18 protein-coding genes are annotated in these 25,592 nt (G+C 58.7%); 7 read left to right on the top strand and 11 right to left on the bottom strand.

What is annotated here, in order from left to right; translation table 11 throughout:
• The first annotated feature begins 1 nt into the window (after nt 1).
• From mupP to QOM10_RS21120, 3 genes are all read left to right on the top strand, one after another.
• Nucleotides 2-673, top strand: a complete 672-nt coding sequence (mupP, locus tag QOM10_RS21110) for an N-acetylmuramic acid 6-phosphate phosphatase MupP (protein ID WP_127929289.1) — start codon at nt 2-4, stop codon at nt 671-673.
• Nucleotides 674-745: 72 nt separating this feature from the next.
• Entirely contained in the window at nt 746-1,486 is a 741-nt protein-coding gene (locus QOM10_RS21115; protein WP_085710824.1) for a YciK family oxidoreductase, read from the top strand.
• 362 nt (nt 1,487-1,848) lie between these two features.
• Complete coding sequence (locus tag QOM10_RS21120; RefSeq protein WP_127929290.1) at nt 1,849-2,775, top strand: GGDEF domain-containing protein; 927 nt, start codon at nt 1,849-1,851, stop codon at nt 2,773-2,775.
• 133 nt (nt 2,776-2,908) lie between these two features.
• Here the strand turns inward: QOM10_RS21120 and QOM10_RS21125 are convergent, their stop codons facing one another.
• The 7 genes from QOM10_RS21125 to QOM10_RS21155 form a co-directional block, all read right to left on the bottom strand.
• Nucleotides 2,909-3,670 (bottom strand): TenA family transcriptional regulator, encoded by a 762-nt coding sequence (locus tag QOM10_RS21125; RefSeq protein WP_410479177.1) that lies wholly within the window; start codon nt 3,668-3,670, stop codon nt 2,909-2,911.
• A gap of 79 nt (nt 3,671-3,749) precedes the next feature.
• Nucleotides 3,750-6,209 carry an EAL domain-containing protein gene (locus QOM10_RS21130; protein ID WP_316916895.1) on the bottom strand — a complete coding sequence of 820 codons (2,460 nt, stop codon included), beginning with the start codon at nt 6,207-6,209 and terminating at the stop codon, nt 3,750-3,752.
• Nucleotides 6,210-6,410: 201 nt separating this feature from the next.
• On the bottom strand, nt 6,411-8,237 hold the full coding sequence (locus QOM10_RS21135) for an ABC transporter ATP-binding protein (protein WP_127929293.1): 1,827 nt from the start codon (nt 8,235-8,237) through the stop codon (nt 6,411-6,413).
• Complete coding sequence (locus tag QOM10_RS21140) at nt 8,230-8,832, bottom strand: DsbA family protein (protein WP_174245131.1); 603 nt, start codon at nt 8,830-8,832, stop codon at nt 8,230-8,232. Before QOM10_RS21140 ends, QOM10_RS21135 begins: the two co-directional genes overlap by 8 nt.
• A 35-nt stretch (nt 8,833-8,867) precedes the next feature.
• Complete coding sequence (locus QOM10_RS21145; RefSeq protein ID WP_316916896.1) at nt 8,868-9,809, bottom strand: rhodanese-related sulfurtransferase; 942 nt, start codon at nt 9,807-9,809, stop codon at nt 8,868-8,870.
• 102 nt (nt 9,810-9,911) lie between these two features.
• Nucleotides 9,912-10,211, bottom strand: coding sequence for a BolA family protein (locus tag QOM10_RS21150; RefSeq protein WP_007908388.1), 300 nt, complete (start codon nt 10,209-10,211; stop codon nt 9,912-9,914).
• Nucleotides 10,212-10,223: 12 nt separating this feature from the next.
• Entirely contained in the window at nt 10,224-10,739 is a 516-nt protein-coding gene (locus tag QOM10_RS21155; RefSeq protein WP_316916897.1) for a DUF2059 domain-containing protein, read from the bottom strand.
• A gap of 193 nt (nt 10,740-10,932) precedes the next feature.
• Between QOM10_RS21155 and QOM10_RS21160 the strand changes: the two genes are divergently transcribed.
• A complete protein-coding gene (locus tag QOM10_RS21160) occupies nt 10,933-12,327 on the top strand; it encodes a class II fumarate hydratase (RefSeq protein ID WP_127929296.1) in 1,395 nt (464 codons plus the stop codon).
• 123 nt (nt 12,328-12,450) lie between these two features.
• Here QOM10_RS21160 and QOM10_RS21165 read toward each other — a convergent pair whose 3' ends face one another.
• Complete coding sequence (locus tag QOM10_RS21165; RefSeq protein WP_127929297.1) at nt 12,451-13,410, bottom strand: DMT family transporter; 960 nt, start codon at nt 13,408-13,410, stop codon at nt 12,451-12,453.
• A 210-nt stretch (nt 13,411-13,620) separates the two neighbouring features.
• Between QOM10_RS21165 and QOM10_RS21170 the strand changes: the two genes are divergently transcribed.
• Nucleotides 13,621-13,815, top strand: coding sequence for a DUF6316 family protein (locus QOM10_RS21170; protein WP_127929298.1), 195 nt, complete (start codon nt 13,621-13,623; stop codon nt 13,813-13,815).
• A 135-nt stretch (nt 13,816-13,950) separates the two neighbouring features.
• Here QOM10_RS21170 and QOM10_RS21175 read toward each other — a convergent pair whose 3' ends face one another.
• Together QOM10_RS21175 and pap are read right to left on the bottom strand one after the other, a co-directional pair.
• Nucleotides 13,951-15,135, bottom strand: coding sequence for a thiolase family protein (locus QOM10_RS21175; protein WP_102899990.1), 1,185 nt, complete (start codon nt 15,133-15,135; stop codon nt 13,951-13,953).
• Between the two features lie 103 nt (nt 15,136-15,238).
• On the bottom strand, nt 15,239-16,753 hold the full coding sequence (gene pap, locus QOM10_RS21180) for a polyphosphate:AMP phosphotransferase (RefSeq protein ID WP_316916898.1): 1,515 nt from the start codon (nt 16,751-16,753) through the stop codon (nt 15,239-15,241).
• Between the two features lie 171 nt (nt 16,754-16,924).
• On the opposite strand from pap, the gene mnmC reads away from it, so the two are divergent.
• Nucleotides 16,925-18,904 carry a bifunctional tRNA (5-methylaminomethyl-2-thiouridine)(34)-methyltransferase MnmD/FAD-dependent 5-carboxymethylaminomethyl-2-thiouridine(34) oxidoreductase MnmC gene (gene mnmC, locus QOM10_RS21185; protein ID WP_316916899.1) on the top strand — a complete coding sequence of 660 codons (1,980 nt, stop codon included), beginning with the start codon at nt 16,925-16,927 and terminating at the stop codon, nt 18,902-18,904.
• A 3-nt stretch (nt 18,905-18,907) separates the two neighbouring features.
• On the opposite strand, the gene QOM10_RS21190 is transcribed toward mnmC, so the two are convergent.
• Complete coding sequence (locus QOM10_RS21190) at nt 18,908-23,719, bottom strand: NEL-type E3 ubiquitin ligase domain-containing protein (protein WP_316916900.1); 4,812 nt, start codon at nt 23,717-23,719, stop codon at nt 18,908-18,910.
• Nucleotides 23,720-24,059: 340 nt separating this feature from the next.
• On the opposite strand from QOM10_RS21190, the gene QOM10_RS21195 reads away from it, so the two are divergent.
• Complete coding sequence (locus QOM10_RS21195) at nt 24,060-25,544, top strand: dermonecrotic toxin domain-containing protein (RefSeq protein WP_316916901.1); 1,485 nt, start codon at nt 24,060-24,062, stop codon at nt 25,542-25,544.
• Nucleotides 25,545-25,592 lie beyond the last annotated feature (48 nt).

A 25,592-nucleotide genomic window follows, 5' to 3' on the forward strand; every position in this document is an offset into this window, starting at 1 on the left:
GATGGCCATCAGAGCAGTTCTCTTCGACATGGACGGCACCCTGCTCGACACGGCGCCGGACTTCATCGCCATCTGCCAGGCGATGCGCGCGGATCGCGGCTTGCCGCCGATGAACGACAAGCACATCCGCGACGAGATCTCCGGCGGCGCCAAAGCCATGGTTGCAGTGACGTTCTCGATGGACCCGGAGTCGCCTGGCTTCGAGGAGCTGCGCCTGGAATTCCTCGAGCGCTATCTGGTCGGCTGCGCGGTACACAGCAAGCTGTTCGATGGCATGGGCGAACTGCTCGCCGACATCGAGAAGGCCAATCTGATCTGGGGCGTGGTCACCAACAAGCCGCTGCGCTTTGCCGAGCCGATCATGCAGCAATTGGGGCTGGCCGAGCGTTCGGCACTGCTGATCTGCCCGGATCATGTGAAGAACAGCAAACCGGATCCGGAGCCGTTGATCCTTGCGTGCAAGATGCTTGATCTGGATCCGGCGACGGTGCTGTTTGTGGGCGATGATCTGCGCGATATCGAATCCGGCCGCGATGCCGGTACGAAAACCGCGGCGGTGACGTTTGGCTACATCCACCCGGACGACAACCCGCGGCATTGGGGTGCGGATGTGGTGGTGGATCATCCGTCGGAGCTGCGCAAGGTGCTCGATAGCGCGCTTTGCAGTTGCTGAGACCTGACGCAGAGCGTCATTCGTTGCATTCCCACGCAGAGCGTGGGAACGATCTGACTTGATGAGGTTTTTATGTTTGATTATTCCGCTCGTCCCGAATTGCTCAAGGATCGGGTCATTCTGGTCACCGGTGCCGGTCGTGGCATTGGTGCGGCTGCGGCGAAAACCTACGCCGCTCATGGCGCCACCGTATTGCTGCTGGGCAAGACCGAAGCGAATCTGACGCAGGTCTATGACGAAATCGAGGCGGCGGGCCATCCGCAACCGGCGGTCATTCCGTTCAACCTCGAAACCGCCCTGCCCCATCAGTACGATGAGCTGGCCGCGATGATCGAGAGCGAATTCGGCCACCTCGACGGTTTGCTGCACAACGCTTCGATCATCGGTCCTCGCACACCGATCGAGCAATTGTCCGGCGAAAACTTCATGCGCGTCATGCAGGTCAACGTCAACGCCATGTTCATGCTGACCAGCACTCTGCTGCCGCTGCTCAAGCTGTCGCAGGATGCGTCGGTGGTGTTCACTTCCAGCAGCGTCGGTCGAAAAGGCCGAGCTTATTGGGGTGCATATGGCGTATCGAAATTCGCCACTGAAGGTTTGATGCAAACCCTGGCCGATGAAGTCGACGGTGTGGCGCCAGTACGCTCGAACAGCATCAACCCCGGCGGTACGCGCACCAGCATGCGTGCTCAGGCGTATCCGGGGGAAAACCCGCTGAACAATCCGACACCCGAGGAGATCATGCCGGTCTACCTGTACCTGATGGGTCCGGACAGTACCGGCATCAATGGCCAGGCGTTCAACGCGCAATAACTGCCATACGTCGCATTTGTTGCCGCGGCAGATTCCTGTCGCGGCATGCATTTGCCGCTGATGACTGTCATATTTCAGTCAATTTTCCAGCGCACCCATCCCTCACTACTAGCCAACTCATTGATTCAAAAACGGTTTAAATAAAACCGAACCGAATGGCACGACTTTCGCTCTAACTTTTCTCAAAGCAAGCCGCGTGAAGGCAATGGGGCGAAGCCGATTTCGATAGCTTACTAATCGTCATCCGGCAGACTAAACTTACGCCAAACGTCCTACGGGACTGATGGATCAGTATGACGCGCAGCCCATAGCCGCTCTCACCCAGCCTGTAAGACGGACTTACTGCTAAGGGTTCACGCCATATGAAATCACCCTCCCAGACCAATGCAATTGACTTTGACAGTGCCAAATTGCAACGCCTGGGCTTTGGTCAACTGCCGCCCCTTCTGGAGCGACCGGCCAGCCTGGCGCAACTGCGCCAGCAAATGAGCCTGCAACTGCAAACCAGCCTCGAACCGCAACGCATCCTCGGTCTGTTTTTCCGCGAAGTTCAGCGCCTCGTGCCGCTGGACGCGCTCAGTTATGTGCACCAGGGCAGTGATTTGCGCCTGGAGTTCGGTACTCGCGGACACCACTCGATCAGCTATACCCTGAGCCACGAAGGCGAGCACATGGGCGAACTGGTGTTCCGTCGCAATCAGCGCTTCAACGAACTGGATCAGGGCAACCTCGAATCGCTGTTGTCGTCGCTGCTGTACCCGATGCGCAATGCCCTGCTCTACCGCGCCGCCACGCAGAGCGCCCTGCGTGATCCGTTGACCGGCGCCGGTAACCGCATCGCCATGGAGCAGACCTTGCAGCGCGAGATCGACATGTCGCGTCGGCATGTGCAGCCGCTCTCGGTGCTGATGCTCGATATCGACCACTTCAAACGAGTCAACGACAGCCATGGCCACAGCGCCGGCGATCATGTGCTTAAAGCCATCGCCGCGACGATCAAGGCACAGTTGCGTAATGTCGATATGGTGTTTCGTTATGGCGGGGAAGAGTTTTTGATTCTGCTGTCCAACACCAGCCGCGAAGCTGCGGCCATGGTCGGCGAACGGCTGCGCTATGCAACTCAGGCGGCCGAATACTATGCGGATGGGCAGTTGATCGAATTGACTGTGAGCCTGGGATGTTCGACGTTGTTGCCCGGCGAATCAGCCGACAGCTTGCTGCGCCGCGCCGACAGTGCGTTGTATGTGGCCAAGCGTGAAGGTCGCAACCGGTTGGCGATGGCCGGCTAAGGCTTTCCAACCAACACAAAACAGTGTGGGAGCGAGGCTGCTCGCGAATGCAATCTGACATTCAACCATGAGTTGACTGACGGACCGCTTTCGCGAGCAGGCTCGCTCCCACATTGGTTTCATGTAGCCGAAATCAGCTCTCGACTACCGCCCTGCGCTCTCGGTTGACCAACAAGCGCTCCGACGTTTCCAGTTGCATGCAGCGCTCCAGAAACAGATACATGTAGTCGTAGCTCTTGCAGATTGCTTGTCGCAACTCAGCCTGCAAGGCCTTGCTCGGGTTCATCCCGGCCAGGGTGCAGATGATTTCCAGCGCCTCCCACGGATGGGCATCGTCATACTGGGCATGCATCTTCAACCACTTCATCGCCCGCTTGCGATCTTCTTCGGGAAACGCTGCGGCATACACACCGGTGGAGCAGACCAGCGCCGACCACTCCCCGGTCGCGCCTTCGATGGCATAGTTAGTGGCCGCGATGGCCACAATCAGTGAATCGGCTGAACTGGTGTGCCAGCACCAATGACTCAAGGCATGCAACTCAGGCGGTACATGCTGGGCCTGAAGGTCTTCCAGACTGACGCCATGGGCGCGACTCCAATGCACCCAGTAATCGGCGTGATTGAGTTCAACGCGGATATTGCGCATCAGCCAGCGCCGCGCCATGTCTTCGCCCGGGTGACGGGCAAACCTGGTTTTGGTGAGATTCTGCGCCATGTACAACGCGAATTGCTCAACCACCGGCCAGCCCCCGATCAGGTACTGACGCATGGTTCTGGCGCTGAGCTTGTTATCACGCATGCGCAGATAAAGTTCATGTTCGACAACCCGGCGCTTGCTCTCGCTGCAGTCCTGAATGAGCTGTTGTGCCCAGGCTGGATAACTTGCAGCTTCCATGAGTGGTCCGGTTCGGTTGAATGTGTCGATCACTGTTCGGCTCCTTTTGATTTGTGATTGTAAGGATCGGCGAGAGACTTCAACGGAACGTGCCAGGCGCTTTGAATAACAGCGGTTGCGGTCTGGCGGGCCGACTTTGCAAACTGTCACAGGTAAACAACTGTGGGCGTTCTATAACATACCCTTGAGCGTAATCCACACCGATTTCAAGCAATGCCTGCTCGATCTGGGTTGTTTCAACAAACTCGGCAATTGTCTGCTTACCCATGACATGCCCGATGTGATTGATCACTTCGACCATTGCGCGGTTAATCGGGTCGTCCAGCATATCCTTTACGAAACTCCCGTCGATCTTCAGGAAGTCTACAGGCAAATGTTTCAGATAAGCGAATGAAGACATTCCGGCGCAAAAATCATCTAACGAAAAGTAGCAACCTAAGCCTTTGAGTTCATTAATAAATCTTATTGCACTGCCGAGATTTGCAATTGCACTGGTTTCTGTAATTTCAAAACAAATCATTTCAGGCGGTATTGCGTAGTTAACAAACTGCTCGCGCAGAAAGTGCAAAAACGCGTCATCTCCTATAGTAATGCCTGACAGATTAATCGCACACATTGCTAAAGGACCTTCATGTTCTTGCGCAATACATTGAGCAATAACCTTGAATACGTTCTGAACTACCCAACGATCCAACTGACTCATCAGCCCATAACGTTCAGCCGCGGGAATAAAACTGTCAGGCAGAATCATTCGCCCGGCTTCATCGTGCAGACGCAACAGAATTTCGATGTGCCCGCCCTTGCTGTCACTTGGCTTGAGTGGCGCGATTTCCTGGGCGTACAGACAAAAGCGGTCTTCTTCCAGCGCCATGTGCAGACGTTGCACCCAAGCCATTTCACCAAAGCGCAGCGACAGTTCGGAATCGTCGGCGTGGTAAACCTGGACGCGGTTGCGGCCCTTTTCCTTGGCCATGTAGCAGGCCATGTCGGCAGCGCGCAGCGAGGCCTCGAGCGTGGTCGGTGTCTGCGCTATATGCACAAGGCCGATGCTTACCGTGGTCAGGAATGGCCGCCCTTTCCAGACAAAATGCAGATTCTGTACGGTCTGGCGCAGTGCGTCGGCAATTTTCTCCGCCGCTTCCGGTGCGCAGTTCTCCAGCAGAATGCCGAACTCATCACCGCCGAGCCGCGCCAGCGTATCGCCCTCACGCAGTCCCGATTGCAGCAGCGTGCAAATATGCCGCAACAGCTCATCGCCCGCAGCGTGACCACAAGTGTCATTGACCAGTTTGAATTGATCGAGATCGAGGAACATCAACGCATGGCGCCCGGAATGGCGCGTGAGGTTGTGCAACGCCTGCTCCAGGCGATATTCAAACTCGCGGCGGTTGGCCAGCCCGGTCAGCGCATCATGGGTCGCCTGCCACGACAGATTGGCGATGTATTGCCGCTCCTGAGTCATGTCGTGCAATACCAGCACCGTGCCGCTGACCTTGCCGGCATTGCGGATCGGCGCCCCGACCAGCGTCACCGACAATGTCGTGCCATCCAGGCGCTGGATCAGTTTCGAATGCTCGCTGCCGCCACTGAGTTTGCCGCTGAGAATGTGCTCGATCAGCGTCACGCCTTCAGCCTGAGCGTTGTCGTCGAGCAGATTGAACAGCGCAGCCAGCGGCAGGCCGGCGGCTTGTTCAGCCTTCCAGTGGGTCATGGCTTCAGCGGCAGGGTTCATGTAATCGATGGCGCCGCTGACATCGGTGGTGATGACGCCATCACCGATCGAATGCAACGTGACGTGCGCCCGATCCTTCTCCAGTTGCAGCGCCTCGGCAAAAGCGTGGCGCTGCTTGAGCAGTTTGTGCGTACGCAACAGCGCCAACAGGATCAAACCCAGTGCAGTAGCAATATTGGTGAACAACAGGAGTCGCAGAATCATCCGCGACCCCTCGCCAAGCGCATCACTGAAAGCCTTGGCCGCGGGCGTCACGCCCTCGTTGATGGCGAGAATCTCACCTTTCCAGCGTTGGATATCACCGAGTGTGGCCTCGTTGTCAAAGATGCGCTGGTGCATCTCCCGGGCCACGTCATCGAGTTGTACCAGATAGGCATCACCCACTGTCCAGCGGTCGATGGCGGTTTCCAGGTAGCTGAAATGGCGAAAATTCAGATACAGCCAGATCAGGCTTGAGACATCGTCCGGATGGTTTCCGCCCTTGAGGATACCCTCACGTGCGGCTTGCAGATCGGGCGGTTGCCGATCAAGCGCCAGACGCAATTCATGCCCACCCTGCGGCACACTGATTGCGTTTTGATACTTGTGGTAAATGACTTCGTCACGGCTGTCGGCGTACAGATTGAGGTAGTAGATCGCGTCTTTCTGGCCTTTGGACCAAAGGCTTTCGCCGGCGACGTAACCGCGAACGGCTGATAGCACGTAGAGACTCACGCCTCCCAGTAAAGCTTGAAACAACACGACGGCAATAAATGGCCAGACGATGCCCAACAACCGTGGCGTTCCGAGAGTCCGCTTTTGCTTCATGAGATCCCTTGCGCAAGCACTGCCAGATGAACACCGGAAAATCCCGCTCCTGACAGCTCAGCCTAGGCTAATTTTCGACATAACAAAGGGACAGCTCTGCCGTCCTCTAGGTCGATTGCGCAAATGGCTGGCCTGTTGAAGCGCTTGAGGTGATTTTACTCAATGCAATTCAAGCACTAAGCACAGAAACCCGCACGAAACTCAAGGGCGCTGGATCTGTTGCAGATGACCGTAGAGCTTGGCGTACAGGCCGCCATCGGCAATCAACTGCTGATGATCGCCGTCTTCGGCGACCTGGCCACCGTCGAACACCAGCACTCGATCAGCCTGCTTCACCGCTGACAGTCGGTGAGCGATGATCAGCGTGGTGCGGCCATTGAGGAAGCGCGCCATCGCCTGATGGAGGTTGTACTCGGTGGCGGCGTCGAGGGCCGAGGTGGCTTCGTCGAGGATGACGACTTTCGGCTCGGCGAGGATCATCCGCGCAATGGCCAGACGTTGCCGCTGACCGCCGGAAAGGCGTACGCCGGAGCGGCCGACGATACTGTCCAGACCCTTGGGCAGGGCGCGGATGGTCGCTTCGAGCTGAGCGATTTCCAGCGCCTGCCAGCACGCCTCGTCACTGCGGGTGCGGCCCATGGTCAGGTTGGCGCGCACGGTGTCGTTGAACAACGCCGGGTGTTGCAGCACCACGGCGACGTTTTCCCGCACCGTATCCAGACCGATCTCCTGCTGGCTCGAGCCGCCGAAACGGATGGTCCCGGACAGTGGTGTATATAGCCCGAGCAGCAACTGTACGAGGGTGCTTTTACCGCCGCCGCTGGCGCCGACAATCGCGACTTTCTCACCGGGCGCAATCGACAGATTCAGTTGATCCAGCACCAGTTCATCACCGTAGCCGAAGCTCAGGCCTTGCACCTGAATGCCGACGGTGTCACGGCCCTTGAACGGATCGACACCCCCCGGATACTGCGGCTCATCGGCGCGCGCCAACAGTTCGTTGATCCGCGCCAGCGCACCGCCCGCCGCGTAGTAGGCGTATTGCAGGTTGAGCAGTTGTTCGACCGGGCCGATCATGAACCACAGGTAACTGAACACTGCGAGCATCTGGCCGATCGACAGGTCGGAGAACAACACCGTGAGCATCGCCGCCGCGCGGAAGATGTCGATACCGAACTGGAACAGCAACCCACTGGCGCGGTTGGAAGCGTCGGTTTTCCACTGCGAGTTGACTGCGTAATTGCGCACTTCCTGCGCACGCAGGCCGAGTCGCCCGAGGAAAAAGCCCTGACGGTTGCCGGCGCGGATTTCCTGAATCGCATCAAGGGTTTCGCTCAGCGCCTGAGTGAAGCGCGCGGTACTGTCGTTCTCGAGTTTCTTCAGGTGCTTGACCCGCTTGCCCAACTGCACCGTGGCGTAGATCACCAACGGGTTGAACAGCAGAATCAGCAGTGCCAGTTTCCAGTGCATCCACATCAGGATGCTCGCGGTACCGACCAGTGTCAGCATCGCCACCAGAAAACGGCTGAGGGTTTCGCCGACGAATTTGTCGAGGGTATCCAGATCGGTGACCAGATGCGTGGTCACTGTGCCGCTGCCCAGGCTTTCGTATTCGCCGAGGGAAATCCGCTTGAGCCGCTCAATCAGGCGCACACGGATGCGGTAAACGATGTCCTTGGCCAGCCGCGCAAACAGCCGTGCCTGCAACACGCCAAAACACAAGGCGCTGCAACGCAACGTCAGGGTGACCACCAGCATCAGGCCGATGTAACCCGCCGCTTGTTGCCACATGCCCGGCAGCATGTGGTTCATGACTTTCAGTGCGGAATCACCGTGGCCGAGCAGAACTTCGTCCACCAGCAACGGCAGCAGCAACGGAATCGGCACACTGCACAGCGTCGCCAGAACGGCCACGCCATTAGCGATCCACAGGGATTTTTTGTGTGTGAGTGCCAGTCGCCGGACTTCTGCCCAGCTCAGCCGGTCGACACGCTTTACGGCTGGCGTGTCATCGGCCAGATCAGACACAGGCCGCGCGTTCCAGCCAGCGGCCGAGCAATGGCGACAGCTCGCTGAGCGGTTGATAGCCGTTGGTCAGCAGCGCCAGTTGGCCGTTGCGCTCGGCCAGCAGGGTCGGGAAACCGGCGATGCCAAGATCCTGCACCCAACTGAAATCGGCCTGAGTCGCTTTGTGCTGATCGGCATGATCGAACAACGCCGCGAATTCGATGCGCGGCACACCGGCCTTTTCTGCCAACTCGACCAGCACGCTGGCCTGGGTGACATCGCGACCTTCAGCGTAAAACGCCTGCTGGATCAGCCCGACCAGTTTCCACGCGCAATCCGGCGCCAGGCTGCGCGCAGTGACGATCGCCCGGCAGGCGGGCTCAGTGTCATAGACAAAACCATCGGGCAACGCACCGTCGAACTTGAACGCCTGGCCGGTGGCCTCGGTGACCGCTTGCCAGTGTTCAAGAATGTAGCGCCGCGTAGTCGGCTCCAGCGCCGAGCCACTGCCGGTGCGCAAACCACCGACCACCAGATGCAACTCGACCCCGGCTGCTTGCGCCTGCTCGACCAATGCCTTGGCCACCGGAGCGAACCCCCAGCACCACGAACACATCGGATCCATCACATAGAGCAGGCGTGCAGACATGGTTAAGCCTCGGTGGATGCTTGCTTGTAGTTGTAGCCGATCGGGTGCGGCTGGTTGCGCGCCTTGGCCAGCTCGATCTGCTTCTGCCGATCGATGGCGCTGCGGCGGGTCTTCTCGCTCAGCTTGTCCCAGCAATGCGGGCAGCTGATGCCGGCGACGTAATGCTCGGAGGCGCGATCTTCAACGCTGACCGGTGTGCGGCAGGCATGACATTGATCGTAGTCGCCTTCGCTGAGGTCGTGACGCACGGTCACGCGGTTGTCGAACACGAAGCAGTCGCCCTGCCATTTGGTTTCTTCCTGCGGCACTTCTTCAAGGTACTTCAGGATGCCACCCTTGAGGTGGTAAACCTCTTCGTAGCCTTCGCTGAGCATGTAGCTCGAGGCTTTCTCGCAGCGAATGCCGCCGGTGCAGAACATCGCGACTTTCTTGTGCACGGCCGGATCGAAGTGTTCTTTGATGTAGTCGGGGAATTCGCGAAAACTGGTGGTTTTCGGATCGATGGCGCCTTCGAAGGTGCCGATCGACACTTCGTAATCGTTGCGCGTGTCGATCAACAGCACTTCCGGGTCGCTGATCAACGCGTTCCAGTCTTGCGGATCAACGTAAGTGCCGACTTTTTTGTTCGGGTCGACGCCTTCGACACCGAGGGTGACGATCTCTTTCTTCAGTTTGACTTTGGTTCGATAGAACGGCTGCTCGTCGCAGTACGACTCTTTGTGATCGATATCGATCATGCGTGGGTCGTTCTTCAGCCAGGCGAGCAGGCCATCAATGCCTTCGCGGCCGCCGGAGACCGTGCCATTGATGCCTTCTTCGGCGATCAGCAGGGTGCCTTTGATTTCGTTGTCGACCATCGCTTGCAGCAGGGGCTCGCGCAGGTTGACGTAATCTTCGAGGGTGACGAACTTATACAGTGCCGCCACGACAATCGGTTGTGTCATGGGTATTTCTCCAGGTGGCTACCCTCGCAAAGGGTGAACCGGATTCAAAAAAAAACGCGCCGGGTAAGCGGCGCGTTGCGGATTCTAGCAAAAAACCGAAGCTTAATGCTTGCTGCCGCCGGCACAGGTCGGTGACGCCGGGGCGGCGCCGATCTCTGCCCATTCCTGCGGGGTGTAGGTGTGCAACGCCAACGCATGGAACTCGCCCATCAGCTCGCCGAGCGTGCCGTAGACTTTCTGGTGGCGCTTGACCCGGTTCAGGCCGTCGAACTGCGCGCTGACCACCACAGCCTTGAAGTGCGTCTGCAACCCGCGACTGTGCATGTGGCTTTCATCCAGCACTTGCAGATGTTCGGGCTGAAGCAGCGCCAGCGTCGATTCGATGCGTTGTTGCATGGTCATCACGAACTCCGCTTACTTCTTCTTGGCCGGCGCAGCTGCAGGAGCCAGCTCTTTGGTCATGTCGTCGAGCAGCTTGTTGACGACAGGTACGGCGCTTTCCAGTTTGGCCTGGGTCATCTGGGCCGATTGCTGAGTCAGCTGCGGCATTTTTTCGAGGACTTTCTTGCCCAGTGGCGACTGGTAGAACGCGACCAGGTCTTTGAGCTCGGATTCGCTGAAGTTGCTGGTGTAGAGCTTGACCATGTCCGGCTTCAGCTTGTTCCAGCCAATGGCCTGGTCCAGCGCGGCGTTAGCCTTGGCCTGGTAGGTTTCCAGGACGGCTTTCTTGGCTTGCGGGGCTTTGGTCTGTTCGAAACGCTGAGCGAACATTTGCTGCACTTGCATGTACACCGGAGTGCCCAGCTTGTCAGCGTGCGCCAGGGTCAGGAAAGCTTCAGCACTGGCGTTGTGGCTGGCGGTATCGGCAAGCACCTGGCCGCTGGCGCAAACCAGTGCAACCGCGGTGCAGATGGCACGAAGACGAGTCATCGAGTTTCCTTTTCAGCTAGGCGAGGTAAAACCCCAAGGGCGACCATTCTGCGCCTAAAAAACCTCGTCGCTCAACCCCCGAGCCTTGCCGCGCTTGATTGGCCGGGTTTTACCGGTCAACAATCGGCTCGATGGAACCACCACGGCCGAAGCCGGCCTAAACTGCGCAAACAGACCAACAGGAGTGTGCACGATGAGCCGTATCGAAACCGACAGCCTGGGCCAGATCGAGGTCCCGGACGACGCTTACTGGGGTGCTCAGACGCAACGCTCGCTGATCAACTTCGCCATTGGTCAGGAACGCATGCCGCTGCCGGTACTGCACGCCTTGGCCCTGATCAAGAAAGCCGCCGCCCGCGTCAACGATCGCAACGGTGATCTGCCTGCCGACATCGCCCGCCTGATCGAACAGGCCGCTGACGAAGTGCTCGACGGCCAGCACGACGACCAGTTTCCGCTGGTGGTCTGGCAGACCGGCAGCGGCACCCAGAGCAACATGAACGTCAACGAAGTCATCGCCGGTCGCGCCAACGAACTGGCCGGCAACCCGCGCGGCGGCAAGACGCCGGTGCACCCGAACGATCACGTCAACCGCTCGCAAAGCTCCAACGACTGCTTCCCCACTGCGATGAGCATCGCCACCGCGCAAGCCGTGCAGGAACAACTGCTGCCATCGATTGCCGAGTTGTCCGGCGGCTTGGCCGAACTGGCGGCGCGGCACATGAAACTGGTGAAAACCGGGCGCACGCACATGATGGACGCAACGCCGATCACCTTCGGTCAGGAATTGTCCGGTTTTATCGCGCAGCTGGATTACGCCGAACGCGCTATTCGTGCGGCACTGCCGGCGGTGTGTGAACTGGCTCAGGGCGGCACGGCCGTCGGCACCGGGCTGAATTCGCCGCACGGTTTTGGTGAGGCGATTGCCGCCGAACTGGCGGCGCTGTCGGGTCTGCCATTCGTCACCGCACCGAACAAGTTCGCCGCCCTCGCCGGCCACGAGCCGCTGACCAGTCTTTCTGGCGCGCTGAAAACCCTCGCCGTGGCGCTGATGAAAATCGCCAACGACCTGCGTCTGCTCGGCTCCGGCCCACGCGCAGGTTTTGCCGAAGTACGCCTACCGGCGAATGAGCCGGGTAGCTCGATCATGCCGGGCAAGGTTAACCCGACCCAGTGCGAAGCGCTGTCGATGCTCGCCTGTCAGGTGCTGGGCAACGACGTGACCATCGGCATTGCCGCCAGCCAGGGTCACTTGCAGTTGAACGTGTTCAAACCGGTGATCATCCACAACCTGCTGCAATCGATTCGCTTGCTTGCCGACGGTTGCAGCAACTTCCAGCAGCACTGCATCGCAGGGCTTGAGCCGGACGCCGAAGTCATGGCCCGACACCTGGAACGTGGGCTGATGCTGGTGACGGCGTTGAATCCGCACATTGGTTATGACAAATCAGCGGAGATTGCCAAGAAGGCTTACAGCGAAGGGCTGACCTTGCGTGAGGCGGCGTTGGCGCTGGGCTATCTGACGGATGAAGAGTTTGATGCGTGGGTGCGGCCGGAGAATATGATCGAGGCTGGCGCCAAGGGTTAAGATTTGTAGCGCCTGAAAGTCCGTCTTCGCGAGCAGGCTCGCTCCCACATTCGATCGCATTCCTGACATGGGATCGCGGTCAATTGTGGGAGCGAGCCTGCTCGCGAATGGGAGCGACGCGGTCTAACTGGCGGCCACCTTCATCCGCCGCGCCTTCAACCCGGCAATCAACGAAGGCCCCAACGCCACCAGCGCCGACCCCAATACCACCAGCACCGCCCCGCCATACCCGAGCCCGTTGATCTGCTCGGCATGCACGTATTCCGGCCAGATCCCCGCCGCAATCGCCACCGCGCCAAACGTCACCAACGGCGTGATCGCCAACGTCGCACTGACCCGCGACGCCTCCCAATGCGCCAGCGCTTCAGCGAACGCGCCATAGGCAATCAAGGTATTCATGCAGCACGCCAACAGCAGCCAGCCCTGCAGCGGGCTCAGGTTCAGCGCTTCGAGCGGATGCACCCACGGTGTCAGCAACAGTGCGCAGAACAGATAGATCACCATCATCACCTGCAACGAATTCCACACCGTCAGCAATTGCTTCTGGCCCAGTGCATAAAAGGTCCACACCGTCGATGCCAACAGCACCAGCAAAACCCCTGCGGTGTAGTCCGACAATGACGTCAGCAGCTCGGCCAGGCGCTGATTGAAAAACAGTACAAAACCGATCAACAGCACCGCCAGCCCTATCCCCTGACCAATGCTGAAACGCTCCTTGAACACAAACAGACTGGCGATCAGCAGCATGATCGGGCCCATTTGCACCACCAGTTGTGCGGTGCCAGGGCTGAGCAGATTGAGGCCCATCAGGTACAACACGTAGTTGCCGACCAGCCCGAGCACCGCCATCAGCACCAGCCAGCCGCCCTTGGGCCCGAGCACTTTGCGGCTGGGAAGGCGTTTTACCGCCGCCAGATAGATGAAGAGGCAGCCGCCGGAAACCAACAGACGAAACCAGGTCACCGTCACCGGGTCCATCACCAGCAATACCTGTTTGAGTTTGATCGGCAGGATGCCCCACAGAAACGCGGTCAGCAGGGCCAAGAACAGACCGTAGACCCAGCGACCGGATGAAATGTGCATGCGAACCCCAAAGCCTGCTGACAAGTGCGCCCATTCTAGGCCTGCCACTGGTCGCGACACAGGGACAGTTGCGGTCAGGACGCGAATGAAACTGTGCAGGTCGCAGCATTAAATTGACGCGGCGCCGTTGATCGGCTCAGCGGGCGAGCCAAGTGCTTCAGGCATAAGCTCATTGGATCCCTTTCAGCGCATCAGCCAAGGAGACCGATCATGTTAGCAATGCGCGCGCAGGACAACGCCCCCGCCATGCGCTTTCGCAGCGAGCGGGTGTGCCGGGTCAATGGTGAACTGTTTTTCAGTACTCGGGAAAATACCCTTGAAGGGCCTTTCGACAGTCATGAGATCGCTGAGCAGCAAATAAAAGCCTACATCGCGCGGATGCAAGCATTGGATTCCAACCGGTAGACCCGGTCGATCGCTTCGCGAGCAGGCTCGCTCCCACAGGATTGGGGTGAACATAAAAAATAGGTACACCCTTAACCCATGTGGGAGCGAGCCTGCTCGCGAAAGCGGTAGATCAGACACCAAACAGGTCAGGGTTTAGCGTACCGCCTCAAACAACCCCGTCGCGCCCATCCCGCCGCCCACACACATCGTCACGATCCCATAACGCAAATTACGCCGCTGCAACTCGCGCACCAGATGCCCGACCTGCCGCGACCCGGTCATGCCGAACGGGTGACCAATCGAAATCGACCCGCCATTGACGTTGTACTTGTCGTTATCGATCTCCAGCCGATCACGGCTGTACAGGCACTGCGAAGCGAACGCCTCATTGAGTTCCCACAGATCAATGTCCGCCACCTGCAAACCTTTCGCCTTGAGCAGTTTCGGCACCGAGAACACCGGGCCGATGCCCATCTCGTCCGGCTCGCAACCGGCCACGGTAAAACCACGGAAAAACGCTTTCGGTTTGAGCCCCAGTTGCAGGGCTTTTTCCAGGCTCATCACCAGGGTCATCGACGCACCGTCAGACAGTTGCGACGAGTTGCCCGCCGTTACCGAACCGTCTTCAGCAAACACCGGTTTCAATCCAGCAAGGCTTTCATAGGTGGTGTCCGGACGGTTGCAATCATCGCGATCGACCACGCCGTCGAGAATCTGCACCTCGCCAGTGTTTTTGTCCTCGACGCGATACTTGACCGCCATTGGCACGATTTCATCGTTGAACAACCCGGCCGCCTGCGCCTGTGCGGTGCGAATCTGACTTTGCAGCGAATAACGATCCTGCGCTTCACGGCTGACGCCATAACGCCGCGCCACCACTTCGGCAGTCTGGCCCATCGTGTAATAGATGCCCGGCGACTGTTGCTTGAGCAGCGGGTTGATCAGGTGATCGGTGTTGACGCTTTTCATGGTCAGGCTGATCGACTCGACACCGCCGGCGACGATGATGTCGCTGCAACCCGAGGCAATCTGGTTGGCGGCAATCGCGATCGCCTGCAAACCTGAGGAACAGAAACGGTTGAGGGTCATGCCGGCGGTGCCGGTGCCCAGACGCGAGAGCACCGCGACATTGCGGCCGATGTTGTAACCCTGCGCGCCTTCGTTGGAGCCGGCACCGACGATGCAGTCCTCGACGCTGGCCGGATCGATATCGTTGCGCTCAAGCAGGGCGTTGACGCAATGAGCCGCCATGTCATCGGGACGGGTCTGGTTGAACTTGCCGCGAAAGGATTTGGCCAGGCCAGTCCGCACGCTGTCGACGATCACCACTTCACGCATGGCATACCTCATTGTTGTTGTCAGTTGAGAGTGGACTTGAGCATAAGTCCACCGCATCAACGACCGCGACAATCATTCACCCCGCGTATGCGTGTCTATCGGCTCAGTCCTTGTGTTTCTTCGCGTGCTTGTCGGACTTCTCGAAGGCCTCTTCGAGTGCGCGGTTGATCGTGCGCAACACCTTCACCCGGGCCCAGCGCTTGTCATTCGCTTCGACCAGCGTCCATGGCGAGATTTCCGAGCTGGTGCGGTCGACCATATCGCCCACGGCCGCACGGTAATCATCCCACTTGTCGCGATTGCGCCAGTCGTCTTCGGTGATCTTGAAGCGTTTGAACGGAATCTCTTCGCGCGCCTGGAAGCGCTCCATTTGCGTGTCCTTGTCGATGGCCAGCCAGAACTTGACGACGATCACCCCGGCGTCCGCCAGTTGCTCTTCGAAATCATTGATCTCGCCATAGGCGCGCAGCCAGTCGGCCGGCGTGCAGAAACCTTCGACCCGCTCGACCAACACACGGCCGTACCAGGAGCGGTCGAACACGGTGAACTTGCCGCGCGCCGGAATGTGCCGCCAGAAACGCCACAAGTACGGCTGCGCGCGCTCCTCTTCGGTCGGCGCAGCAATCGGCACAATGTTGTATTGACGTGGATCGAGCGCCGCCGCAACTCGACGGATCGCCCCGCCCTTGCCTGCCGCGTCGTTGCCTTCGAATACCGCGATCAGCGCGTGGCGGCGCATGCGTTTGTCGCGCATCAGCCCGGACAGGCGCGCCTGCTCGGTGATCAGTTGCTCTTCGTAGTCTTTCTTCTCCAGGCGCTGGGTCAGGTCGAGGCTGTCGAGCAGGTTCAACTGATCGACCGGCGTCCCCAACGGCGCGGCGCTGACATCGTGGGGATGAACGTCCGGACGCTTCAGCGCATTTTGCAAACCTTCGAGGAGAATCTTGCCGACCGCCAGGCTGCGGTAATTGGCGTCGGCGCCTTCGATCACATGCCACGGCGCGTAGTCACGACTGGTACGGCGCAGTACACGCTCGCCGTATTTGACGAACTTGTCGTAGGTCTCCGACTGCTGCCAGTCCAGCGGGCTGATTCGCCAGCTGTGCAGGGGGTCATCAGCCAGCGCCTTGAGCCGGGCCTTCATCTGTTTTTTCGACAAGTGAAACCAGAATTTGAAAATCAGCGCGCCTTCATCGCAGAGCATCTTTTCCAGACGTTCGGCCCCGGCAATCGCCTGATCCAGACGCGGATCCTTGAACAAGCCATGCACCCGCCCCTGCAGCATCTGGCTGTACCAGTTGCCGAAGAAAATCCCCATGCGCCCCTTGGCCGGGAGCATCCGCCAGTAACGCCACGCCGGTGGCCGCGCCAGCTCTTCATCGGTCTGCTGGTCGAAAGTGCGCACTTCGATCAGGCGCGGGTCCATCCACTCGTTGAGCAACTTGACCGTTTCGCCCTTGCCCGCGCCTTCGATGCCGTTGATCAGGATGATCACCGGGAAACGCTTCTGCTGCTGCAATTCGAACTGGGCTTCGAGCAAGGCTTCGCGCAATGCCGGCACGGCCGCCTCATAGGTGTCTTTGTCGATGGCGTGACCGATTTCAGCGGATTCAAACATGGGACGGCTCCTTCCAGGATTCAGCAAGACTAGCGGATTGGGCACAGCAGCGGCGCAGAAATTCCCGCGGGTGGCGGATTGTCCGCCAGTCTCGGCGGCAAGCCTTGCCATGGATCAAGCAACGCCTGCGCGATCAGCTAGAATGGCCGCCTTGTCGTTGTCGAGCCTGCCATGAAACCTGTACTGCCCCATGCCCAACTCGATTGGGATGACCAGGGACGCCCGCGTTCGCGGGTGTTCGATGACGTGTATTTTTCCGACAAATCAGGTCTGGAGGAAACCCGTTATGTGTTCCTCGAACAGAACCGTTTGGCCGAGCGCTTTGCCGCGTTGCCGGCACACGGGCGGCTGGTCATTGGCGAAACCGGGTTCGGCACCGGGCTGAATTTTCTCTGCGCCTGGCAGCTGTTCGAACAGCACGCCGTGGCAGGAGCGCGGCTGCATTTCGTCAGCGTCGAAAAGTACCCGCTGAGTCCAGCCGATTTGCACCGGGCCCTGGCCTTGTGGCCTGAACTCAAGCCACTGTCTGATCAGTTGCTGACGCACTACGTGGCGATCCATCAGGGTTTTCAGCGCATCACGCTGGCCAACGGCCGCGTGACGCTGACGCTGTTGATCGGCGACGCACTGGAACAACTGCCGCAGCTCGATGCGCAAATCGACGCGTGGTTTCTCGACGGCTTCGCTCCGGCAAAAAACCCCGACATGTGGACCGCCGAACTGTTTGTCGAACTGGCGCGACTGGCGGCACCCGGCTCGACCATCAGCACCTTCACCAGCACCGGTTGGGTACGGCGTTTGCTCAACGCCGCCGGGTTCAAAATGAAACGCACGCCGGGCATCGGCCACAAGTGGGAAATCCTCCGTGGCGAATTTCTCGGCTGGCCAGCGCAAGTGTCGCCGCCTGCTGCGCAAAAGCCGTGGTTCGCCCGCCCTGCCCCGATTGCCGAAGAACGTCGTGCGTTGGTGATCGGCGCCGGTCTGGCCGGATGTGCCACGGCGTCCAGTCTGGCCGCACGCGGCTGGCAGGTGACGTTGCTGGAGCGCCATGACGCGGTGGCGCAAGAAGCCTCGGGCAACCCGCAGGGCGTGCTGTACCTGAAGTTGTCCGCCCACGGCACAGCCTTGTCACAACTGATCGTCAGCGGTTTCGGTTACACCCGGCGCCTGCTCGAAACCCTGCAACGCGGCAGCGACTGGGACGATTGCGGCGTGCTGCAACTGGCGTTCAATGCCAAGGAAGCCGAGCGTCATGCGCAATTGGCTGAAGCCTTCCCGGAAGATCTGTTGCAGTGGCTGGAGCAACCCGAGGCGCAGGCGCGTGCCGGGGTCGGCGTGAGCCATGGCGGTTTGTACTATCCCGAAGGTGGCTGGGTGCATCCGCCCGCGCTGTGTCAGGCGCAAGCGGCGCAGCCAAACATTCAACTGCTCAGCCATTGCGAAGCGCTGCAATTGCGCAAGGTCGATGGTCAGTGGCAAGCGCTGGACGGTGACTGTCTGCTCGCCAGCGCGCCGGTCGTGGTGCTGGCCGGTGCCGCCGAGATCAAACGCTTCCCCCAGAGTGCCGAGTTACCGCTCAAACGCATCCGCGGGCAGATCACGCGTCTCGCCGAAACCGCAGAAAGTCAGACGCTGGCCACGGTGGTCTGTGCCGAAGGCTACGTCGCGCCTGCCCGTTTGGGCGAGCACACCCTCGGCGCCAGTTTCGATTTCAACAGCGATGACCTGACGCCGACCACCGCCGAACACGCCGGCAATCTGGCGATGCTCGAAGAGATTTCCACTGATCTCGTCGCGCGTCTGCAGATCAGCGAACAGCCTGTCGAAAACCTGCAGGGCCGCGCAGCCTTTCGCTGCACCAGCCCTGACTATTTGCCGATTGTCGGACCGCTGGCCGATCGCGCAGCATTCCTCGACGCTTATGCGGCGCTGAGCAAAGATGCCCGTCAGGTGCCGGCCATCGTCTGTCCGTGGCTCGACGGCCTGTACATCAACAGCGGCCATGGTTCGCGAGGACTGATCACCGCGCCGCTATCGGGCGAACTGCTGGCTGCCTGGCTGGACAACGAACCACTGCCGCTGCCCAGAAGCGTCGCCGAAGCCTGTCATCCCAACCGTTTCGTGTTGCGCCAACTGATTCGTGGCAAGTAGTGCTCATACGTCGCTCAGGGTGCAAAGACCCAGGTCCGCAGTGCGCAGCGCATCGGTGGTCAGAAGCGTCACCACATCGTCTATGGCGCTTTGCCGTTCGGCCTTGATGACTTCCGCCTGGCTCAAATAGTCGGCATCGGACAACTCGTCCTGCTGCGCGTCCAAAGCACTCATGCGCGGCGCATACACCTCATCGAGAGGGGAAAATTTTCGCGCAAATGTGCGTTGCAGGTAGGCTCTCCAGAATGACCGTTCACTCATGAACTTCAGCCATTTTGGCGAGAGTTCCGCTGTGGCAACCTGGTGTTTCGCCACCTCCAGATCGGCTTCGGTTACCCCACCCAGTGTGCCAAAACGCATGTTTTGCGGCTGGCCTGGCAAATCCAGCGCCTTGGCGAGGCCAACACGATAGGCCAGATTCACCTCCAGCGGATCGACTGTCGGGGCCTTGGCGGCATGTTCCTGAGCAATTTCGTTCAGTTGTTCCAGACGGAACAGACCGCGCCCCAGTTCGAGCAGCGGCTTGGCGCTGTTGATCCGGCCACCCGCGCCCCGGGTCACGCGATCGACTTCCACAGCGACCTCCAGATAACTGAAATTGATCGCCGCCGTGTCGGTGCAATTGATCGGGTTGGCGGCCGCGCTCAGTACCTGATCACACAGCGCGCTATCGGACTCGGCTGCCTCGAGCACGGCCCAGACCCGTCGCTGCATGTCCTTGCTGACCTTCTCCGAATCGGCGGTATCGCCCAGTTCAGAAAGCAAATGAAACAGGCCCTCGGCGCGTGAGTCATCCTTGAATGCGTTCCAGATCCGTTCACGCCTGGCCCAAACCTCACCGGTCTCCTCAGAAAGCCAAAGCGAGCGTGCCTGTTGCTCGTCGAGTCGCGGCATGTCGTTTTCCAGATAGCCCATGCCGACGCCGAAATTGTCGCGATAATTCTCAAGGTGTGTTTTGCTCGGCTCGGCCAGAGGATTGAGGCCCAGGTCCAGCGCCTGGCTGAAACGTCGCGGAGTCTTGAACAGCCAGTCAGGCAGGCTTTTTATGGCATTGCTGCGCAAGTCCACCCAATCCAGATACAGCAGACGCGCAAGCCCCTTGGGCATTTCCGTGAGGCCAGTGTCTTGCAGCAACAGACGGCGCAGATTGAACATCTGACTGACATCCGGTGTGGCACCCAGCGGATTTCTATTGAGGTTCAGATGGTGCAGCGATCGCAAACCGTTGAGTTTTGTCAGCGTCTGCCCGGTCAACTGGAGCTTGTTCTGCGCCAGACTCAAGTGGGTCAGATCAGGCATATGCGACAGCACTTCAGGAAAACGAGTCATGGCGTTCTGGTCGAGTTCCAGCGACTCGAGTTTTGTGAATGACTTGAGGAAGTACGCCACATCATCGTCCAGCGCCATGTCCTTCATGGACAATTGCTGGAGGTGGTCAAAACTGATCCCCGGTGGCAGCGTCGGCAACTTGCCGACGCGCATGCCATCAAGACGCAAGACACCGACCGATTTTCCATTTTCATTGTTGACGGAGTAGAACCGACGGAATCCGTTTTCGATCAGCTCGGCCATGGTCTTGCGACTGTGCCGTACGTCCGCCAGATCCCCTCCCAGCGTACTCATGGCGGCGGTATCCTCGCTCCAGAGAAACAGCGCTTCACGCAGGCTCTGCAGATCCCGGCGCAAGTCATTGACCCGTGTCGCACGGGTCAACAGGTCTTCTCCCAGACTGTCAATGAATTCACTGGCCTGCGCTTCACTCAGACGCGGATAGAGCTTGCGGACTTTGCGCATCAGCGCGGGCGGATGTTTCACCGCCGGCGGATGATCGCCCTGGATACAGGCAGGCTCGACGACCAGTGGTTCGGATTGGCCGCGGATCAGCGTGCGTGCCGTGGCCTCACGCTCATCCAGTGCCGTGTTGAGCAACTGTTTGCGCAGCCGTGCCGTGTCGGCCGGCACCGGCTCGGGAAATCCGGCGGCTAGTCGTTGGCGTGGCGGCAGTGCCTTGAGGATGGCGGCGTACAGGGCGTCAGGGCCGGAAGCAACCGTGCCGAGGCTTTTGCCATCGCCGCCAAACGCTTCATAGCCCTCGACGGTTTTCACCAGCGAGCAAGTATCGGCGGAAGTCGCCGACGCGTCGCCAATGGCTTGCAGAATCGGCCCGCTGAGCGTCTTGTCGCGTAGCTCCAGACGCAGGGAATCCCAACCGCTCAGACGGGGCAGCAACTGAATCGCCAGACTGTCGGTGTCGGCATTGGCAAGCCGCGGCCAATGAAACCCCGCCAGTGCGCGATCCAGACGCACCTGATCGATCCCCTCCCTGACTTGCTGCCCGAGCCGCAGTGGCACTCGCCCGGTCGAGCGCAGATGCAGGCGCTGCGCACTCGGCGCGCGATCGATGAGCGCTTTCGCATAGCGTGCCGGGATGTCGGCAAACACCTGGCGCAACTTCACAACATCACCAACGTCACTCTGATCGACGCGCTGATACATACGCTCGAAAGCTGCGCGATGATCTGCCTTGAGCGCCGCGCCCAGTTTCTTTGCCAGGATCGGTTCTTCGGCGCTTTTCGCGACTTTGCTGCCCAGCAAGGCGTCGACCTCTTTCTGGTACAGGCCATCAAGCACGGTTTGCAACAACTGCCCGCGCGCCAGTTGCTGTTCGCTGACTACCACACCCAGCGACTCATCGAGGGTCTTGGTCAGGGGATAGGTCGCCGTCACGCTGCCTTCGGCGTCGGTCACCTCGATGTAGCGGTCGGTCGGCCAGCCGGGCATTTTCGGCAAGGCCTGCAACTGCTCTTCGACAGGCTGGCCGGAATGGGTTTCGCCACTCTGCAGTTCGAGGGTCAATTGCCGCAACTGGCGCACGATACGCGCGCGCTCCACGGTTTCACGCAAGCGTACAGGCAAGCTCAGATTGTCGGTAAAGGCCTGTTGCAAGCCTTCGTGCGGGGTGTCGCTGAGGCGGCGCATCATGTCCAGATCGGTATCGACGAATTCGCTCAACTGCGGATCGATACGCTTGAGCGTGTACGCCGAGCTACCCCATTGTTGCGGTTCTTCGGCGGGCAGCCGCCAGCCACCTTCAACGTGCCGGACAAGCTCTGGAACATAAGCCTGCGCACGCTCGGCATGTTCCAGACGCCAGACTTTCGCGGCGGAATCATAAGGCCCGGCGAAGAATCGATGATCGACGCGGGCCATGGTTTTCGCGCCGATCTGATAAAACTCCGTGGAGCTCGGGGCGACCGTCAAACCCGCCGGAAGGAAATGCTCATAGCGTGAGAGTTCAGGTTTCCACAGTCGCGGCTTGCCGGCACTATTGAGAATGGCGCTGAATTCACCGAAGAACTCCGGGTGTGAGCGCAGCAGTTTTTTGCCAAGCGCGCCCAAGGTTTTTTGCCCGCCGGCAAAGACGCCCATCAGCGCGATATTTTCCGCCACGCTCAACAGGTGCGACAGCGCTTGCTGATGATCGCCATGACGCCAGTCTTCGACACCTTCATAAACCTCACCGAGCAACTGCCCGACTGCAACGCCCATCATCAACTGGCCAAGCACGGGCACGACGAAGCCGGCCACGGAGACGATGGTCACACCCAACTGAAGAAAATCCAGCAGGCGCTTCTGGCGCACCTCCTCATCAATATCGGCGGTCGGCACGGCCAGCTTGCGCGCATCGAGTTGCAACTTGCCGACGTGGCTTTGCACCATGAATTCAAAGAGCGCCACGGTAATCGGCAACTGCTTGATGTGGCCCAGTTCAGCGCTGTCAGCGACGGATTTGAAAAAGTCGGCCTTGTCGTCTTCATCAATGCTGTTGGCGAAATAATCCTTGTAACTTTTTACCTTCAACTGCTGCGTCAGGTACTGCTTGAACGCGGTAAAACTGCTGTATTCGTAAAGCGGTCGCTCGGGCTCACCCGCCATGTACACCAGGCACCACTCATCGGGGTACAACTCCACCGAACGGGCAGAAAACACCACCACGCCCCAGATGCAACTGTCGAAAATCTCAATGCCTTGCATGATCAGCGTTCGGTTGCCATAGCGCAGTGTTTGCGCTGACACCCCGCCATCGAAGTCGATCAGCTTCTGCAGCATTTGCTGACCCGCCAAGGTGATATGGCTTTTAAGCGCGGCCTGGTACAGGTCGAATTGCAACAGCAGCTTTTTCATTTTCGCGATATCAGCGGTCATGGTGCTAGTGGCGATCACCTTGTCATCGCTGTCGCGCAAGCCGAACACCTGCTGGAAATGCTCCTGATAGCGCTTGCCCAAATCCAGCTCTCGGCAAAAAGCGGCAAACGTGGCCGGGGTCAGCCCGGTGACCCCGTCTGGGGCACTGTGCACTCGAATAAAACTGCCTTGCGGAAAGCTCTCAGCGGCCTCGTCTTCGCTGAAGTTCTGCATCGCCGCTTGCAACAGCGTCGGGGTAGCGTGCGGGAACGTCTGAATACCGTTCTCGTCGGTTGAGGTCGCAGGGCAACCGCAATCAACGCCCGGCAGACTCAGAAAGTCTTTCTCGACAGCAAAGACTACCGACCATTTGCGACTCAAGGCATCGCTCAGTTCATTGATGCAGAACGTCTGCAAGGACTTCAATGCGAGCAGATCCGCCGCCACGGTCGCCTGAATCTGGTGCAGATCACGGCTTGTCTGATCAAGGGCTGACAAGTCGGCCACCGTCGCTTTCAATAAATGCGCCGGCAGGCTTTTTTGCAGAGTCCGGGCGGTATCGAGATCCTCTGTGGCATCGAGCAATGTGCTGAGGATTGTTTTTTGTGGAAGCTTTACTTTGGTTGACATCGGCAATAGTCCTTTATTGCGAAATGGAAGTTTGAACATATCGAAATCGAGGAATGACCAACACCCCAAACCTCATGTTCCTGCACGCATAAAACCACAGCAACTCGCACCAACAACATAGATATCTACCACCATTTTTCCGGTAACTTCAGGGTGCCCAGAGTGCCATCTCCCCTGCAAATACCGCAGACACACTCAGACCTTTCCGTGGCGATAGATATGTATATCTTTCAATCAAAATACCGCTGACTTCATGGCTCAAGCGATCAACTAAACACGTTATTCTTTTTTGTTTCGACGGCCTAGGATCAAGTCTCTTCTTCAACACGAGACTTCCAACATGATTATCCAGACGCAACAACAAGCAAGCGTTTTGACCCATGAAGCCACGCTGAAAAAACTGCTCAATGAAATGGGCGACCGGGACAAGGCAACCGTCGTTGCCCAATTCATCAGCGACGGATTGCTCAAAGCCGACCCGGTCAGGCTGGGCGAATTCCGTGCATTACTCGATGAGGCGCTGCCCTACCAGAACTACATTGATCAATTGCTGGGCAACCTGGAAACGCTGGAGGATTTCTGCATGCGAAAGCTGCGACAGGCGTTGCAGCAACAGTATGGAGGGCGGTTCAGTGTCAACGACAGCATCAAGCTCAAACCCGCGACAGCCGTGGACGATGGCTCCCACACCTACACCTTGCTGCAGGCAGCGATGCTGAATTTCACGGAACAGGAAGCGGCTGCCGGTTACTTCTCGGACGACAGCAAGACCTTACCCAAAGTCGACGAAGAAGCGCCCGACGGCTCACCGCCTACTCAGATAACCGCACAAGCGTTTGCGCTGTTGAGTCGCCAGCTTGATCTCGGGGGCGAATACCGGAAACACATTTCCAGAACGTTCAGAGTCTCAAGTCTCGAATTGATCAGCCTGCGCATGCATAAAACAAACATGAAGCTCGCCGCCTACGAAAAATATTTCAGCAAAGCGAACTTTCCTCTTTATCGGCTTGTCACCCTGTTGAACCTCGCCAAAGGCAACGAAGATATTGTTTATGGTGACCTGTTCAACAACGCCAGAATCAAGCTGTATTCGATACAGCTATTTGGCAAATACATGACAGATGCCGTATTGATAACCTGTCGCCAGACCGATCACTCGACGAAAGACAGCTACTACATATACATCCCCAATGATGCCGGCGACAGCTTTTACCAGGACGACAGTGAAGACCAGTGCAGGTATCGCCTGGCCGTCAACTTCGTTGCAAGTAAACAACTGCAAGAACTGTTCATTTCGCAATTGACCCACCGCGAACAAAGTGAATTCCGGACATTGAACCTGCAAAGCATTTCGTTCGTAGAAAACATCGCGTTCATCCCGCTGGAAACAGGCCTGTACAAACATCTTTTCGATCGCCATCTCGACAAGTTGACAGCAGATACCGGGGAGCTAGCGGTGGCGGTTGCCAATGTCGACGAGGCCGCCTACGCCAATCGCCGGGAGAGTCAGGCGTCACTTATAGGCGCAGCCCATCTCAACAGCCCGAATGAGGACTTCAACAGGCGCTTGCGTGTTTATGCCACGGATGAATTGCTGGCCCTCGTTTTCGCCAGCCTCGATCGTTGGACCGCCATCGAAAAACACGACGCGCTGTCTCGACTGGTGGATCTGAAAAAACGCTTGGCCACAACAGACTCCGCTAAGCCCGGCGCCCCCATGAACAGCGAAATGGCGGACGACTACTTCGGGCAGTTCGAGGTGCAGAAACATTTGCGCGAACAACCCGGCGCTCTGCTGCACAAGCTGGAACCTGTTGCCTTATAACTTATCGTTCTAAAACTCCACTTACCGGGGCGGGTCAGTTTCTGAGTA

The organism is Pseudomonas sp. P108, assembly GCF_032613195.1.
GTDB lineage: Bacteria > Pseudomonadota > Gammaproteobacteria > Pseudomonadales > Pseudomonadaceae > Aquipseudomonas.

Bases quoted from the DNA above. Each gene is read 5' to 3' on its own strand.
- mupP (WP_127929289.1), top strand. From the start codon at position 2: ATGGCCATCAGAGCAGTTCTCTTCGACATGGACGGCACCCTGCTCGAC.
- QOM10_RS21115 (WP_085710824.1), top strand. From the start codon at position 746: ATGTTTGATTATTCCGCTCGTCCCGAATTGCTCAAGGATCGGGTCATT.
- QOM10_RS21120 (WP_127929290.1), top strand. From the start codon at position 1,849: ATGAAATCACCCTCCCAGACCAATGCAATTGACTTTGACAGTGCCAAA.
- QOM10_RS21125 (WP_410479177.1), bottom strand. From the start codon at position 3,670: ATGGAAGCTGCAAGTTATCCAGCCTGGGCACAACAGCTCATTCAGGAC.
- QOM10_RS21130 (WP_316916895.1), bottom strand. From the start codon at position 6,209: ATGAAGCAAAAGCGGACTCTCGGAACGCCACGGTTGTTGGGCATCGTC.
- QOM10_RS21140 (WP_174245131.1), bottom strand. From the start codon at position 8,832: ATGTGTTCGTGGTGCTGGGGGTTCGCTCCGGTGGCCAAGGCATTGGTC.
- QOM10_RS21145 (WP_316916896.1), bottom strand. From the start codon at position 9,809: ATGACACAACCGATTGTCGTGGCGGCACTGTATAAGTTCGTCACCCTC.
- QOM10_RS21150 (WP_007908388.1), bottom strand. From the start codon at position 10,211: ATGACCATGCAACAACGCATCGAATCGACGCTGGCGCTGCTTCAGCCC.
- QOM10_RS21155 (WP_316916897.1), bottom strand. From the start codon at position 10,739: ATGACTCGTCTTCGTGCCATCTGCACCGCGGTTGCACTGGTTTGCGCC.
- QOM10_RS21160 (WP_127929296.1), top strand. From the start codon at position 10,933: ATGAGCCGTATCGAAACCGACAGCCTGGGCCAGATCGAGGTCCCGGAC.
- QOM10_RS21165 (WP_127929297.1), bottom strand. From the start codon at position 13,410: ATGCACATTTCATCCGGTCGCTGGGTCTACGGTCTGTTCTTGGCCCTG.
- QOM10_RS21170 (WP_127929298.1), top strand. From the start codon at position 13,621: ATGTTAGCAATGCGCGCGCAGGACAACGCCCCCGCCATGCGCTTTCGC.
- QOM10_RS21175 (WP_102899990.1), bottom strand. From the start codon at position 15,135: ATGCGTGAAGTGGTGATCGTCGACAGCGTGCGGACTGGCCTGGCCAAA.
- pap (WP_316916898.1), bottom strand. From the start codon at position 16,753: ATGTTTGAATCCGCTGAAATCGGTCACGCCATCGACAAAGACACCTAT.
- mnmC (WP_316916899.1), top strand. From the start codon at position 16,925: ATGAAACCTGTACTGCCCCATGCCCAACTCGATTGGGATGACCAGGGA.
- QOM10_RS21190 (WP_316916900.1), bottom strand. From the start codon at position 23,719: ATGTCAACCAAAGTAAAGCTTCCACAAAAAACAATCCTCAGCACATTG.
- QOM10_RS21195 (WP_316916901.1), top strand. From the start codon at position 24,060: ATGATTATCCAGACGCAACAACAAGCAAGCGTTTTGACCCATGAAGCC.